Source organism: [Clostridium] citroniae WAL-17108 (assembly GCF_000233455.1).
Classification (GTDB): domain Bacteria; phylum Bacillota; class Clostridia; order Lachnospirales; family Lachnospiraceae; genus Enterocloster; species Enterocloster citroniae.
Window position 1 is genome coordinate 304,657 of sequence record NZ_JH376423.1, and the last position, 14,310, is coordinate 318,966.

At 49.8% G+C, this 14,310-nt stretch carries 13 protein-coding genes; 12 read left to right on the top strand and 1 reads right to left on the bottom strand.

Annotated features, from left to right (window positions below):
* Positions 1–6 precede the first annotated feature (6 nt).
* From HMPREF9469_RS16590 to HMPREF9469_RS16600, 3 genes are all read left to right on the top strand, one after another.
* Complete coding sequence (locus HMPREF9469_RS16590) at positions 7–1,245, top strand: 6-phosphofructokinase (protein ID WP_007863915.1); 1,239 nt, start codon at positions 7–9, stop codon at positions 1,243–1,245.
* A 322-nt stretch (positions 1,246–1,567) separates the two neighbouring features.
* Positions 1,568–1,813, top strand: a complete 246-nt coding sequence (locus tag HMPREF9469_RS16595; RefSeq protein WP_007863918.1) for an HPr family phosphocarrier protein — start codon at positions 1,568–1,570, stop codon at positions 1,811–1,813.
* Between the two features lie 227 nt (positions 1,814–2,040).
* On the top strand, positions 2,041–4,431 hold the full coding sequence (locus HMPREF9469_RS16600; RefSeq protein ID WP_050814468.1) for an ATP-dependent DNA helicase: 2,391 nt from the start codon (positions 2,041–2,043) through the stop codon (positions 4,429–4,431).
* Here the strand turns inward: HMPREF9469_RS16600 and HMPREF9469_RS16605 are convergent.
* A complete protein-coding gene (locus HMPREF9469_RS16605; RefSeq protein ID WP_007863922.1) occupies positions 4,412–5,290 on the bottom strand; it encodes a LysR family transcriptional regulator in 879 nt (292 codons plus the stop codon). The two genes, HMPREF9469_RS16600 and HMPREF9469_RS16605, sit on opposite strands and share 20 nt — an antisense overlap.
* A 152-nt stretch (positions 5,291–5,442) precedes the next feature.
* Here HMPREF9469_RS16605 and HMPREF9469_RS16610 point away from each other — a divergent pair, with 152 nt between their 5' ends.
* The 9 genes from HMPREF9469_RS16610 (at position 5,443) to uxaC (ending at position 14,170) form a co-directional block, all read left to right on the top strand.
* The gene (locus HMPREF9469_RS16610) at positions 5,443–6,042 is read left to right on the top strand and encodes a sigma-70 domain-containing protein (protein WP_007863925.1); all 600 of its coding nucleotides are present in this window, start codon (positions 5,443–5,445) and stop codon (positions 6,040–6,042) included.
* A 13-nt stretch (positions 6,043–6,055) separates the two neighbouring features.
* A complete protein-coding gene (locus tag HMPREF9469_RS16615; protein WP_007863927.1) occupies positions 6,056–6,661 on the top strand; it encodes a histidine phosphatase family protein in 606 nt (201 codons plus the stop codon).
* A 174-nt stretch (positions 6,662–6,835) separates the two neighbouring features.
* The gene (locus HMPREF9469_RS16620) at positions 6,836–8,083 is read left to right on the top strand and encodes a 6-phosphofructokinase (RefSeq protein WP_007863929.1); all 1,248 of its coding nucleotides are present in this window, start codon (positions 6,836–6,838) and stop codon (positions 8,081–8,083) included.
* A 91-nt stretch (positions 8,084–8,174) separates the two neighbouring features.
* Entirely contained in the window at positions 8,175–8,978 is an 804-nt protein-coding gene (locus HMPREF9469_RS16625) for an alpha/beta hydrolase (protein ID WP_007863931.1), read from the top strand.
* A gap of 19 nt (positions 8,979–8,997) precedes the next feature.
* On the top strand, positions 8,998–9,717 hold the full coding sequence (locus HMPREF9469_RS16630) for a GntR family transcriptional regulator (RefSeq protein ID WP_007863933.1): 720 nt from the start codon (positions 8,998–9,000) through the stop codon (positions 9,715–9,717).
* A 44-nt stretch (positions 9,718–9,761) separates the two neighbouring features.
* On the top strand, positions 9,762–10,592 hold the full coding sequence (locus HMPREF9469_RS16635) for a helix-turn-helix domain-containing protein (protein ID WP_007863936.1): 831 nt from the start codon (positions 9,762–9,764) through the stop codon (positions 10,590–10,592).
* A 260-nt stretch (positions 10,593–10,852) separates the two neighbouring features.
* Complete coding sequence (locus HMPREF9469_RS16640) at positions 10,853–11,968, top strand: mannonate dehydratase (protein ID WP_007863937.1); 1,116 nt, start codon at positions 10,853–10,855, stop codon at positions 11,966–11,968.
* Complete coding sequence (locus HMPREF9469_RS16645; protein WP_007863939.1) at positions 11,958–12,731, top strand: SDR family NAD(P)-dependent oxidoreductase; 774 nt, start codon at positions 11,958–11,960, stop codon at positions 12,729–12,731. Before HMPREF9469_RS16640 ends, HMPREF9469_RS16645 begins: the two co-directional genes overlap by 11 nt.
* 44 nt (positions 12,732–12,775) lie before the next feature.
* Positions 12,776–14,170 (top strand): glucuronate isomerase, encoded by a 1,395-nt coding sequence (gene uxaC, locus HMPREF9469_RS16650; RefSeq protein WP_007863940.1) that lies wholly within the window; start codon positions 12,776–12,778, stop codon positions 14,168–14,170.
* The last annotated feature ends 140 nt before the right edge of the window (positions 14,171–14,310 follow it).

Sequence of the window (14,310 nt, forward strand, 5' to 3'; positions counted from 1 at the left end):
TATTGTATGGGGAAAAGACGTAATATCATAGTTGGGCAGTCAGGAGGACCCACGGCAGTTATCAATTCCAGTCTGGCAGGGGTATACAAGACGGCAAAGGAGAGGGGATTCCACAAGGTGTATGGAATGCTCCATGGGATTGAAGGCCTGTTGGAGGAAATGTATGTGGACTTGTCCACTCAGATCCACTCGGACATGGATATTGAACTGTTAAAGCGGACGCCCTCTGCATTTTTGGGTTCCTGCCGCTATAAGCTGCCGGACATCCATGAGAATCCAGGATTTTATGAAAAGATTTTCGGGATCCTGGATAAGCTGCAGATCGAAGTCTTTATCTATATTGGCGGCAACGACTCCATGGATACCATAAAGAAGCTGTCAGACTATGCCATTGTGAAGGGCCATGACCAGAAGTTCCTGGGGGTTCCAAAAACCATTGACAATGATCTGGCGCTGACGGACCATACCCCTGGCTTTGGAAGCGCTGCCAAGTACATAGCCACATCCACCAAGGAAGTGATACGGGATGCCATGGGCCTTTCCTTTAAGCGCAAGACCATCACGATCATGGAGTGTATGGGAAGGAATGCGGGATGGCTGACCGGTTCCACGGCTCTTGCAAGGACTGAGGACTGCTGCGGACCGGATCTTATTTACCTGCCGGAAATTCCCTTTGACATTGATAAATTCCTTAAAAAATGCAAGGATCTTATTGAGAAAAAACCATCCAGTGTGATCGCCGTTTCTGAGGGAATCAAGGTTTTGGATGGACGGTACGTGTGCCAGCTGGCAGGCGGAAGCGATTATGTGGATGCATTCGGACACAAGCAGCTGGCAGGTACGGCAGATTATCTGGCAGGTTTCCTGGCTGCTGAACTGGGCTGCAAGGCCAGGTCCGTAGAACTTTCAACCCTGCAGAGAAGTGCCTCCCATATGGCGTCCAGAGTGGATATCAATGAGGCCTTCATGGTGGGCGGCGCTGCTGTGAAGGCAGCGGATGAGGGAGATACCGGTAAGATGGTGGTGATCGACCGTGTTTCAGATGATCCGTATATGAGCGCGGCAGGTATCTATGATGTGCACAAGATCGCAAACAATGAAAAGGTGGTGCCCAGGAACTGGGTGAACAAAGACGGCAGTTATGTGACCCAGGAATTTGTCAACTATGTGGAGCCGCTGATCCAGGGAGATTATCAGCCGTTTATGGTCAACGGACTGCCGCAGCACCTTGTTTTAAAGCGGTAAATGATGGCTTCGGGCCGGAATTTTCTATGAAAAGCTAAAATTCAATGAACAAAATCAGGCTGCAGCGGATAAGAATCAGGATGGTTCCCCAGAAATTTGGGAACTGTCCTGAACTATTTTACAAAAAAATAACGGATTTTTTTGTTGTTTAGGTGATAATGGACATAAAAATTCCTCCCCCCGGCAGGGGAGAGGGGTGAAACGAAATTTGACAATTGAATATAATAGTGATATATATATTTCAACCTTTCCAATTGTCATTGATGGACACCCGGATCCGTGCAACAGGGATCAGGGGGTGCCCCTAAAAGGAGACTGAACTATGAAAGAAAAGAAGATTATGTTACCAACAATAGCTGAAGCAAAGCGGTTTGTAGAGGAAGCTACCAGGTGTGACTTTGATATTGACGTATTTTACAACAGGGTAACCATTGACGCAAAGTCCATTCTGGGAGTACTGAGCCTGGATCTCACCAGGGTACTGACAGTCCAGTTTAACGGAGCCGATGAACGGTTTGAGGAATACCTGGACACCATTTTACCCCATGCAGCTGTGACGGCTGCCTGATGGACGTCTGCCTGATGGCAGCGGCCGGGAGGGATTGCGAACGTCTGTTTGCAATCCCTCCTTTTTTATGGTATGATATGTGGGATATAAGGACGGACAGATGACAGGTATGGATGTTTCACTGAATTTTGGGCATCCGGGGAGCAAGGAGGGAGCGGGAATTGGAGGAACAGACCCAGGCGCAGCCGCCAATCAGGATATCGGTACGCAATCTGGTGGAATTTGTGATGCGAAACGGTGATCTGGATAACCGCAGGACAGCAGGGGCAAAGAAAGAGGCCATGCAGGCCGGAAGCAGGCTTCACCGCAAGATACAGAGGCGTATGGGAAGCGATTACCGCTCTGAGGTGATGTTAAAGCACAGGGTCCGGGAGGATATGTTCGAGATCCTGGTGGAGGGAAGGGCGGATGGGATCATTACGGAACCGGCCGGCACTGTGATCGATGAAATCAAATGTATTTATATGGATGTAGACCGGCTGGAGGAGCCGGACCCGGTCCATTTGGCCCAGGCATTGTGTTACGGCTATTTTTACAGCCATGACCATGATCTGGATACCATTGGGATCCAGATCACCTACTGCAACATAGAGACGGAGGAGATCAGGCGGTTCAGGGAGGAGAGGAGCTTTGAGAACCTGACCCAGTGGTTTCAGGGACTGATCCACGAGTATGTAAAGTGGGCGAGATACCTTTACCACCATGGCCTGCGCAGGCAGGAGTGCCTTAAGGAGCTGCCTTTTCCCTATCCCTACAGGGAAGGACAAAAGGAACTGGCTGTGGATGTGTACCGCTCCATTGCCAGAAAGCGCAACCTGTTCATCCAGGCGCCCACAGGAGTTGGCAAGACCCTTTCCACCATCTATCCCAGTCTGAAGGCCATGGGTGAGGGGCACGGGGAAAAGCTGTTCTATCTCACCGCCAAGACCATTACCAGAAGTGTGGCTGAGGAGGCTTTTGCCATATTGAGGCGAGGGGGACTGTATTTTAATACGGTTACCATCACTGCCAAGGAAAAGCTGTGCATCATGGATAAGCCGGACTGCAATCCCCAGTCCTGTCCGCGTGCCAGGGGCCATTATGACCGGGTTAATGATGCGGTCTATGAGATCATTGGGGAAGTGGACGGCATTACCAGGGACAAGGTGCTGGAATATGCGGAGCGCTTTCAAATCTGCCCCTTTGAGTTCTGCCTGGATATCAGCAACTGGGTGGATGGGATCATCTGTGACTACAACTACGTGTTTGATCCAAATGTAAGGCTGAAGCGGTACTTTTCAGAGGGGGAGCCGGGACAGGGGTATCTGTTCCTGGTGGACGAGGCCCACAACCTGGTGCCAAGAGCCAGGGAAATGTACAGCGCCAGCCTTGTAAAGGAGGACGTGCTTTTAGTAAAACGGATTTTAAAATCCCAGCCAGGAGCAGGCCGTGTCCTGCCACAGCTGGACAAGTGCAACCAGAAGTTTCTGGAGCTGAAGCGGGCATATGGGTCAGGGAACGAGGAGGGGATCGTTCACAGGCAGGTCCTGGGAAGTGACTATGAACTTCTCCCTGATGTGAATCTTCTGGCGCTGCAGCTCATGTCTTTGTTCGGGGAACTGGAAACCTTTATGAACGAGAACGTGGAGTTTCCGGACAGGGATCTTGTATTGGAATTTTATTTTGCTGCAAGGGATTTTCTATATGTCTATGACAGGCTGGATGACAATTATCGGATCTATGCCAGGCTTCTTCCTGACGGACAGTTTATGGTAAAGCTCCTGTGCATCAATCCGTCCCTGAACCTGAAGGAATGTCTGGACAGGGGGGAGAGCACCGTATTCTTTTCCGCGACCCTGCTGCCCATCCAATACTATAAGGAACTGCTCAGCGGCAGCCAGGAAGAGTATGCCGTATATGCAAAGTCCCCCTTTCCCCAGGAAAACCGCCTGGTACTGGCAGCCAGTGATGTGAGCAGCCGGTACAGCAGGCGCAGCAGGCGGGAGTATGAGAAAATAGCGGATTATATATGCCGGATCGTGGAAGGAAGACAGGGGAATTATATGGTGTTCTGCCCATCCTACCAATATCTGAATGAGATAGGAGAGATCCTTGGCCGGCGGCAGGAAGAACATGTTTTGGATTTTACCTGGATCGCCCAGAAGAATCGTATGACCGAGGAGGAGAGGGAAGATTTCCTGAAGCATTTCGAGGAGGAAAGGGACCGGTCTTTGGCAGCGCTATGCGTTATGGGCGGGATCTTTTCAGAAGGGATCGATCTAAAGGAGGACCGCCTTATTGGGGCCATTATCATTGGGACCGGCCTGCCCCAGGTGAACACGGAGCAGGAGATACTGAGGGATTATTTTGATGAGCAGGGCGGCTGCGGCTTTGATTATGCCTATCAGTATCCGGGCATGAATAAGGTGATGCAGGCCGCAGGCCGCGTGATTCGTACCATCAGGGACAAGGGGGTGATCGCCCTGTTGGACGACCGCTTCCTGAATCCCCAGTGTGTATCCCTGTTTCCAAGGGAGTGGGGGACCTATACGGTGGTCAACCGCTATAATGTGGGGCAGGCGGTAAACGCATTCTGGGACCGGACGGACCAGGCGTGCTCTACTGCAGGATATCCATAAACTGTCTGGCAGCCTGGGATACGGGCAGACTTTCATTGTAGGCCACCATCATCTGGCGGGAGGGAAGCTGCTCCTTCAGGTTCAGGATAAACAGATTCTCATCCTGGGCAGGGATGCAGAAATCAGGCACAAATGCGATCCCAAGGCCGATGCGGGCCAGATCAATCAACAGGTCGTTGCTGGAGAGCTCGATCTCGGGAACCAGGTCCAGCTGGCTTTTTTGGAAAATCTGGTGAAGGAATTCACTGGTGGTGCTTTTCCGGTCCAGCATCATAATGGGATAGTCCAGCAGCTCCTCCAGGGTGAGCTTCCTGCCTTCCAGAGGAAAGGCGGACCTGCTGGCCACAAACACATCATGGAATTCGTTGATGACCCGGGTGTGCATGTTTCCGGCCAGGGCGGAGTTGGGATAGTTGGTCACAATAAAATCAGCCTGACCATTTTCCAGAAAACGGGCGCACTCAATAGAGGTCTGGTTGGTAACCTTAATATGGATATTGGGAAACTCCTTGTGGAACCGGTTCAGGTAGGGGACCAGATAGTAGCGGCAGATGGTATCGCTGGCGCCGATGCGAAGCTGTCCGCCGTTTAGGGTATGGGCTTCCAGCAGCTGGTTTTCCCCCCGCTTGATCAGGTTCATGGCAGGCTCAATATGTTTTAAAAGGATCTCACCTTCCGGGGTCAGCTGTACTTTCTTAGTGCTTCTGATAAACAGGGGCTGGTTCAGCTTTTTCTCCAGGACCTTAATGGACTGGCTGACCGCTGACTGCGAGATGAACAACTGCTTGGAAGCCTCGGAAAAACTCAGTGTGATGGCGACATGGTAAAATACTTTATATAGTTCATAGTTGATATCCATTATTAAGTCCTCCTTATAAACTATGCCTATCTTATCACGTATCACAAGTGTTTGTAAAGAGGTTTCTTCCTGATCTCTTGACTTATACAGGGGGATGGATTATCCTATTAAATACAATAAAGGGAACAGAGTGAAAGGAACTGAATAAATATATGGCTGAAAACTTTTTTGAAATGTATCTGGAGGAGATTGGGGATATTGCGCCCATGACCTTGGAGGAGGAATCTGTCCTTCTGGAAAAAACAGCCCGGGGAGATGGGGATGCCAGGAGCCGCCTGGTGGAGGGCAGCCTGAAAAAGGTCCTGGACCTGGTGGCAGAATACCAGGGCAGCGAACTGCCCATGTCCGACATTGTGCAGGAGGCCAACACAGCCCTTATGCTGGCGGCCGTGGAATATGATGCCAGCGAGGAATGGGAGAGCCTGCTTGAGCGCCGCGTAAAGGAAGGGGTGGAACTTGCCCTGAAAGAGCAGAAGGCCGAACATGAGATTGAAGAAAATATGGCTGCCAGGGTGAATGTCCTCCAGACCGTATCCCAGATGCTGGCCGCTGAACTGGGCCGTGAAGCCTCAGTGGAAGAACTGGCGGCCAAGATGAAGATGACGGAGGATGAGATCAAGGACATCATGAAGCTGGCCCTGAATGCCATCACGGTAAATGGTGAAGGACAGGCAGACCCTGCTGATGGAGGCGGGGATCAAGCTTTGGGACACAATCCTGTAAGGGATGGATGGAGCTTGGAAGAACTGTAAGGGGAGAATACAAATGAAGATATATATAATTCGTCACGGACAGACAGACTGGAATGTGGAAGGAAAGATCCAGGGAAGGCAGGACATTCCTCTGAATGCCGCAGGCAAAATGCAGGCCCAGGCCCTGGCCAAAGGCATGGAGAACCGTCCCATAACCGCCATCTATTCCAGCCCCCAGCTTCGGGCCATGGAGACGGCCCAGGCCATTGCGGCGGCTCAGAACGTGCCGATCCACACCTTGCCTCAGCTGGTGGAGATCGGCTATGGGAACTGGGAGGGGCGCAGGGCGGAAGACATACTTACCACGGACCGGGAACTGTATGAATCATGGTGGCAGCACCCTGCCACCGTAGCTCCGCCCGGAGGCGAGACGCTGAACCAGGTGGACAGCCGATGTCAGGAGGCCTGGAACATTATCCGCCGGGATATTGAGGGGGATACTGCGGTGGTGGCCCACGGAGGTACTCTGGCCCACTTTATTGTCCACCTGTTAAAAGGGCAGCCCGAGGCCAAGGAGATCGTGGTCAGCAATGTGAGCATCACCACCATTGACTATGACCCCGGCACAAATACCTGCCGCCTTGTGGAGTTAAATGACTGCCGTCATCTGGACGAGTGAGTGGGGAGAGCAGGGCAGCGCAGTGGGATGGCTGCCCTGCGGATTTCCCTCCGGGAAAACCGCAGGAAAAATTTCCGCAAATAAATATGATTCCCCCCTTGCGTTTCTTTTTTCTTTATATTAAAATATAAGTAGTTTTGTAAGCGCTTACAATTAAATATGGGAGGTATTCTTATGACAGAGGTTAAAGGTAATGTGATCGTAGGGCAGTCCGGAGGACCTACGGCGGTGATCAACTCAAGCCTGGCAGGGGTTTATAAGACGGCTAAAGACAGGGGGGCCAAGAAGGTGTACGGCATGCTTCACGGTATCCAGGGGCTTTTGCAGGAACGGTATGTGGACCTGTCGGAGCACATTAAGACGGACCTGGATATTGAACTGTTAAAGCGGACGCCCTCTGCTTACCTTGGCTCATGCCGCTTCAAGCTCCCCGAGATCTGCGAGGACCGGGAGATCTATGACAGGATATTTGCTATCCTGGACAAGCTGGAGGTGGAGTTTTTCTTTTACATAGGCGGCAACGACTCCATGGATACCATTAAGAAACTGTCAGATTACTCCCTCTTAAACGGCAGCAGGATCCGCTTTATGGGGGTGCCCAAAACCATTGACAATGACCTGGCGGCCACGGACCACACGCCGGGGTACGGAAGTGCGGCAAAGTATATAGGGGCCATAACAAAGGAAGTGATCCGGGACGGACTGGTGTATGACCAGCAGAACGTTACAATCCTGGAGATCATGGGGCGCAATGCCGGCTGGCTGACAGGGGCGGCGGCCCTGGCAAAGTGTGAGGACTGTGAAGGCCCGGATATGATCTTCCTTCCCGAAGTCACCTTTGATGTGGATAGCTTCATGAAAAAGGTGGAGGAGCTTCACAGGCACAAAAAGTCAGTGGTGGTGGCCGTGTCCGAGGGCGTGAAGCTGGCTGACGGCCGTTATGTGTGCGAACTCACGGAGGGGATTGAGTTTGTGGACGCATTTGGCCACAAGCAGCTTACAGGTACGGCCAGATATCTGGCGGAAAAGATCAACCGGGAAGTGGGGTGCAAGACAAGGGCCATTGAGTTTAACTCCCTTCAAAGGTGTGCGTCCCATATTGTGTCCAGGGTGGATATCACGGAGGCGTTCCAGGTTGGAGGCGCCGCGGTAAAGGAAGCCTTTGAGGGGGAGACCGGCAAGATGATCATACTGAAGCGGGTGTCGGATGATCCCTATATCTGCGTGACGGATATCTATGATGTCCATAAGGTAGCCAATGTGGAAAAGAAGGTTCCGCGGGAGTGGATCAACAGGGATGGAGATTACGTAACCGAAGAATTTGTAAACTACATACGCCCCCTGATCCAGGCGGAGCTGACTCCTATTATGACAGACGGACTTCCCAGGCATCTATATTATACGGATGTGGAAAAGAAATAAGACAAGTAAAGCTCTTTGCAAAATTGAGATACTTGTGATACAATCAAAAGAGTTAACATGTTAGAATAACATACCAGTAAGGGGAGAGACAATGAGATATTTTGAAATGCAAATTGGCAAGGAAGGTGCACTTATGCGGGGCTATCTCCACGAAAAGTCAGAAAGCTGGCCGCAATTTGACGAGAGGCCCTGTGTGGTGGTATGCCCGGGAGGCGGATATGGATTTTTATCTGACCGCGAGATGGACCCGGTGACACAGGAATGGCTTGCCCAGGGATATCAGGTCTTTTTGCTTCTGTATTCAGTGGCGGATAAAGCGCGGGGATACCAGCCTTTAAAGGAACTTTCTGAATGTGTTGCCACGATCCGCAGGAACGGGGATGTGTGGGGAGTGGACCGGAACCGGCTGGCTGTTCTGGGATTCTCCGCAGGCGCGCATCTGGCTTTGAGCATGGGAACGCTGCGGGACAGAGCACCGATTGCGGAAGATAAGGGATGGAACCGTCCGGACGCCTTGATCCTGTGTTACCCCGTGGTATCTGCCGGGGAGTATGCTCATGAAGGCTCTTTTGAGAATATAACAGGTGAAAGGCGGGGAGAGAGCTGGGAAGAATTCAGCCTGGAGAACTTTGTGAGCGAAGATACGCCGCCCTGTTTTATCTGGCATACCGTGGATGATGCAGTGGTTCCGGTCCAGAATTCCCTGCTTTTGATCAATGCTCTGCAGCAGGCCGGAGTATCCTACGAATGCCATTTGTATCCCACAGGTGCCCATGGGCTGTCCATGTGCACAGAAGAGGTATGCAGGCCCGGTGCAGAAGTGGATCCGCATCCGAGAACATGGTTTTACCTGTGCTGCCAGTGGCTTGGACAGCAGTTTCATTTTGCCAAATAAGATCCGGGGGAATATTGTGATGATGAATGGACAGAGAGCGCCTGTTGTCAAGGACCGCCATACCATGCAGGAGAATATTTACGCAACCCTTCGGGGACAGATCTGCTGGCTGGAGCGGGCTCCAGGGTCGATCATGAGCGCCAGTGAGATTGCGGCATCTATGACGATTTTGATGGAGAGAACAGTGAGCAGGACACCGGTCAGGGAGGCGTTTTTACAACTGGAAAAGGAAGGCCTTGTTTCCATGATGCCCCAATATGGGACAGTAGTGACAAAGATCGACCGGGAAAGGGCAAAGGAAGAACGGCAGCTTCGTTATCTGCTGGAACTGGAGAACATAAACAGCGTTGTGGAACGGGCCACAGAAGATGACTACAGGCAGCTGCGGGAGTTGATCGAACAGCAGAAAAAGATGATCGAGCAGTATTTGAATTTGCAGTATTTTGCCCTGGATGACAAGTTTCACCATGACCAGTTCCTGATCGGAGGCCATCCGCTTTTTCTGGAAATTTTGAAAACCAGGAACAGTCATTATGACCGGATGCGGACAATGACAACCTGGGATATCAATAACGTGAAAAACTCGATCCGCCAGCATGTGGAATTGGTGAATGCCCTTGAAAAGAAAAAGGCAGAGGAAGCCAAACAGATCCTTCAGGATCATTTGTGCAAATTAATGGATGAGGAAGGGGACCTGTTCCGGCAATACCCTGAATATTTTACTGTTCTGCAAAGCTGACCCTTACAGATGGCGCAAAGACGTTACGTTTGGTGGAGGATTACATGGTTGACCACGCTGGAATTTTGATGGAGCAGGGAAAATCAATGGCCTGCGAGAGAGTCTGTGGAGTAAATGACAATATAGAAAAAGCACATTACCACAGTTATTATGAAATCTACTATATGGAAGCAGGGGAACGCCATTTTGTCATTAATAACCAGCCGTATTTTGCCAGACAGGGGGATTTTGTCCTGTTTTCTCCTTATATCATGCATTGTGCGTATAGCGGGAAGGACATTGCGTTTAAACGGATCCTGATCTGCTTTCGTGAACATGAAATTAGTTCTGAAGAACTGCGGGAAAAACTGTCCGCAGGCACTGGTATTTATCGCATGGATGCCAAATCAAACAAGAGGATGCATTTTCTCATGGAGATGTTCATGGAAGAGCAGGACAGGGCGGGAGAATACCGGGAAGAATACATGAAATCTATTTTAAATACAATGGTGCTTACCATGCTTGAAAAATCCGTTATGTCAGGTGCTGAAAAGTTAAAGAATACGGATTATGTTTCTGAAATCATGGATTACATTAATTACCATTACCAGGAGGATCTTACGCTTCAGAAGTTGGCTGACCTGTTGTTTATCTCACCGCCCTATTTGTGTAAGATATTTAAGGAATATGCAAATCAGACAGTGGTGCAGTATATCAATACTACCCGCATACTGAACGCCCAGAGAATGGTGATGGAGACAGAGGATCGGATAACGGAAATAAGCCGTTCAGTGGGATTTGTTAATGTGACTCATTTTAACCGGGTATTTAAAAGCATCACTGGCATTACGCCGTCCGTATTCCGTAAGAGAGTCCGAATGAGGGAAAACAAATAAACGGACTTAAATAGTTCGGCTGTTATACTTGGATCTATGCCTGATCCAAGTATGACAGCCGAATTTTTTTTACTGTTTACACAAGTGAGCCATTCATTTCCCGGACCCCTTGAGGATTTTGATATATTTGGGAGAAATGATTAAGATATGTTAAAAATACGCCCCAACATTATAAAATATGTCTAGTAACCCACCTGAGTAATTGGTACAATTGAAAAACAATCCAGGCAAACGCTTATACTTTATGAAAGGAGCAGGTGATGTCGGAAATAAAACTTGGCTTAGGCCTATACAGACATATGTTAACTGATGAATATTTTGCATTTGCAAAGCAGTGTGGATGTACGCATTTGATCATTCATCTTGCGGACTACTACTCAAAGCAGATCGTGACAGCAACCAATGACAGCACAAACTATGGACTTGCAAAGGGGGGAGAGGATATATGGAGCGCGGAACATATGAAAAACCTCCAGAAAATGGCGGGAAGATACGGTCTGTGTATTTACGGAATCGAGAATTTTAGCCCGGCAGACTGGTATGACATACTGTTGGACGGTCCCGGACGGCAGGAGCAGATGGAGGTTTTAAAGCAGATCATCCGAAATGCGGGAAAAGCCGGGATACGCTCCTTTGGCTACAATTTCAGTCTGGCCGGTGTCTGGGGGCACCAAAAGCATCCCCATGCCCGGGGCAGAGCAATGAGCACCTGCTTTGACAGTTCCGAAATCAAATATGACGCCCCTATTCCCAAAGGACAGATCTGGAATATGACCTATGCTGCGGGGGATGGCACATGTTTGGAACCGGTGTCCTCATTGCAGCTGTGGGACAGGCTGAAGCGGTTTTTGGAGGAAATCCTTCCCGTGGCTGAGGAAGCCGGGGTGGAGATGGCCCTGCATCCGGATGATCCTCCAATGGATTTGCTGCGCGGCATGCCAAGGCTTGTATTTCAGCCGGAGCTATACCAGAGGGTGATTGACATTTCGCCAAGCAAAAGCAATAAGCTGGAACTTTGCCTGGGCAGTATCCAGGAAATGACCCATGGATCGGTCTATGATGCCATAGAGCAGTACGGCGGTCAGGGAAGAATCAGTTACGTGCATTTTCGGAATGTAAAGGGAAAGGTGCCAACATATGACGAGGTCTTTGTGGATGAGGGCGATATTGATATGCTGCGAGCGTTAGCTCTGCTGGAAGCCCATAACTTTGACGGGGTGATCATTCCCGACCACACACCTGAAATACTGTGCAGCGCGCCCTGGCATGCGGGAATGGCGTTTGCCCTGGGATATATGCGGTCAGCCCTTCAGATGGCAAGCAAAGGACTGCTTAAAGAAATATTAGATCAGGTGGAGGGATCGTATGAGGGATGAAAGACTTCTTGACGTATTTGGACTGGATGGAGAAACGGCTCTGATCACGGGGGGAGGCACCGGACTGGGGGCTGCCATGGCAAAGGCATTCCTACTGGCAGGAGCAAAGGTGGTAATTACCGGGCGGCGCAGGGAGGTTTTAGACTCCGCCTGCCAAAGTCTGGGGCCGGGGGCCAGTGGTATTGTCTGTGATGTCACCGACACCAGCTGTGCTCCAAAGCTTGCAGAAGACATTGTGAAACAGATGGGCAGTCTGGATATATTGGTCAATAATGCGGGGGTTCACAGTAAAAAGCCCATGGAACAGATAACCCAGGAAGAATTAAAACGTATTATGGATGTGCATGTATTTGGCGCTTATGCGCTGACACAGGCGGCAGTTCCTTATATGAAAAAGGCAAAGGGCGGTAGCATCATCTTTATCTCTTCCATGTCGGCCTGTATTGGTATGACAAATGTAACTGCATATTCTGCGGCAAAATCAGCGGTGCTGGGGTTTACACGGACAATGGCAGGGGAATTGTCAGGGGAAGGGATTCGGGTTAATGCGATCGTGCCTGGTTTTATTGACACTCCCATGTTTCACCAGGCAGTGGACCTGGATCCTGACAGGCAGGCCAAAATTTTGGGACATACCCCTATGAAGAGGTATGGAACACCGGAGGATATTGGGTGGGCTGCCCTGTATCTTGCTTCAAAGGCATCGGAATTTGTGACAGGCACCACGTTAATGGTGGACGGGGGCTGTTCCATCGGCTTTTGATCAACGCGTTTGGAAATGTATAGGCAGAAGAAGGGGGAAGATAAATGCAGAAATTTATGGATGATACATTTATGCTGTACAATGAAACCGGGAGACGGCTTTACGAAAGCTGTAGGGAAATCCCGATCTTTGATTATCACTGTCATTTGAGTGCAAAGGAAATATACGAAAACAAAAAGCCTTCTAACCTTACAGAGCTTTGGCTGAGCGGAGATCACTATAAGTGGAGGATCATGCGGGCACATGGTATTGAGGAAGAGATGATCACCGGAACCGCGGATGACTATGAAAAATTCCATGCTTACGCCGGAGCGCTGCAGGAGGCGGTGGGCAACCCTCTGTTCCATTGGTCCCATTTGGAACTACAGCGGTATTTTCATATAACGGATGTGCTGACAGAGAAAAACAGCAGGGTAATCTGGGACAAAGCAACTAAAGTGATGGAAGCAGAGGATTTTTCCCCCAGGTCATTAATTCTAAGATCCAATGTATATGGTCTTTGTACCACAGAAGATCCCGCCGCTTCCTTGATTTATCACAAAAAGCTGATAGAGGAGGCATTTCCGGTAAAAGTACTTCCGGCGTTCCGGCCGGATCTGGTAATGGAAATGACAAGGGAATCCTGGCGGGATTATATGGTGCGATTGGGACAGGCTGCGGATGTGGAAATTTCAGATCTAGGAACACTGGAGAAAGCGCTTCTGGCGCGCATGGATGTATTTGAAAAAGCAGGATGCGTTGCCTCGGATCATGGGTTTGAACAGTTTCCCTGGAGACCTGAGGGAACAGCAAAGGCGGACCGGATCATAAAAAAGGCTCTGTCAGGAGAGTGCCCTGCAAAAGATGAGATCGATGTGTTCCAGACAGAGCTGCTGATTTGGCTGGCAGAGGAATATTCCAGAAGAGGCTGGGCCATGGAACTGCATGTGGGATGTATCCGCTCCAGAAATACCAAAATGGTGAAATGCATTGGGGAAGCCACTGGATTTGACTCTGTTGGGGATTTTGGGATTGCCGTGCCGCTGGCTGCCTTTATGGACCACATGGAACAAATGGAAATGCTTCCCAAAATGATCCTCTTTTCGCTTAATAACCGGGATCTGTCAGTGCTGGCAACAATGGCGGGAAATTTTCAGAATGCCGGCATAAGGTCCAAAATACAGCTGGGCAGTGCATGGTGGTTCCAGGATCACAGGGACGGAATGGAGGAGCAGATGCGTGTGCTGGCAAATACAGGGCTTTTGGGTCATTTTATCGGTATGCTCACTGATAGCCGCAGCTATCTTTCCTATACACGCCATGAATATTTCAGGAGAATCCTCTGTAATCTGGTGGGCAGCTGGGCAGAGAAGGGGGAATTGCCTGACGATCAGGACATGCTTCAAAGAATAATTGCAAACATCTGCTTTTGGAATGCAAAAGAATATTTTGGAGTATAGATATTGACTCAATAGCACAATAAAAAACAAAAAAGGATCATTTTTTTAGGAATAGTTAATAACGCTTGACACTAACATGTTAATATGGTATATTAATGACAGGAGGCAATTAGACCGTGCCACTTTTACTATCTATCATT

Coding starts and splice junctions, on each gene's coding strand:
- HMPREF9469_RS16590 (WP_007863915.1), top strand. CDS start 7: ATGGGGAAAAGACGTAATATCATAGTTGGGCAGTCAGGAGGACCCACG.
- HMPREF9469_RS16595 (WP_007863918.1), top strand. CDS start 1,568: ATGAAAGAAAAGAAGATTATGTTACCAACAATAGCTGAAGCAAAGCGG.
- HMPREF9469_RS16600 (WP_050814468.1), top strand. CDS start 2,041: ATGCGAAACGGTGATCTGGATAACCGCAGGACAGCAGGGGCAAAGAAA.
- HMPREF9469_RS16605 (WP_007863922.1), bottom strand. CDS start 5,290: ATGGATATCAACTATGAACTATATAAAGTATTTTACCATGTCGCCATC.
- HMPREF9469_RS16610 (WP_007863925.1), top strand. CDS start 5,443: ATGGCTGAAAACTTTTTTGAAATGTATCTGGAGGAGATTGGGGATATT.
- HMPREF9469_RS16615 (WP_007863927.1), top strand. CDS start 6,056: ATGAAGATATATATAATTCGTCACGGACAGACAGACTGGAATGTGGAA.
- HMPREF9469_RS16620 (WP_007863929.1), top strand. CDS start 6,836: ATGACAGAGGTTAAAGGTAATGTGATCGTAGGGCAGTCCGGAGGACCT.
- HMPREF9469_RS16625 (WP_007863931.1), top strand. CDS start 8,175: ATGAGATATTTTGAAATGCAAATTGGCAAGGAAGGTGCACTTATGCGG.
- HMPREF9469_RS16630 (WP_007863933.1), top strand. CDS start 8,998: ATGATGAATGGACAGAGAGCGCCTGTTGTCAAGGACCGCCATACCATG.
- HMPREF9469_RS16635 (WP_007863936.1), top strand. CDS start 9,762: ATGGTTGACCACGCTGGAATTTTGATGGAGCAGGGAAAATCAATGGCC.
- HMPREF9469_RS16640 (WP_007863937.1), top strand. CDS start 10,853: ATGTCGGAAATAAAACTTGGCTTAGGCCTATACAGACATATGTTAACT.
- HMPREF9469_RS16645 (WP_007863939.1), top strand. CDS start 11,958: ATGAGGGATGAAAGACTTCTTGACGTATTTGGACTGGATGGAGAAACG.
- uxaC (WP_007863940.1), top strand. CDS start 12,776: ATGCAGAAATTTATGGATGATACATTTATGCTGTACAATGAAACCGGG.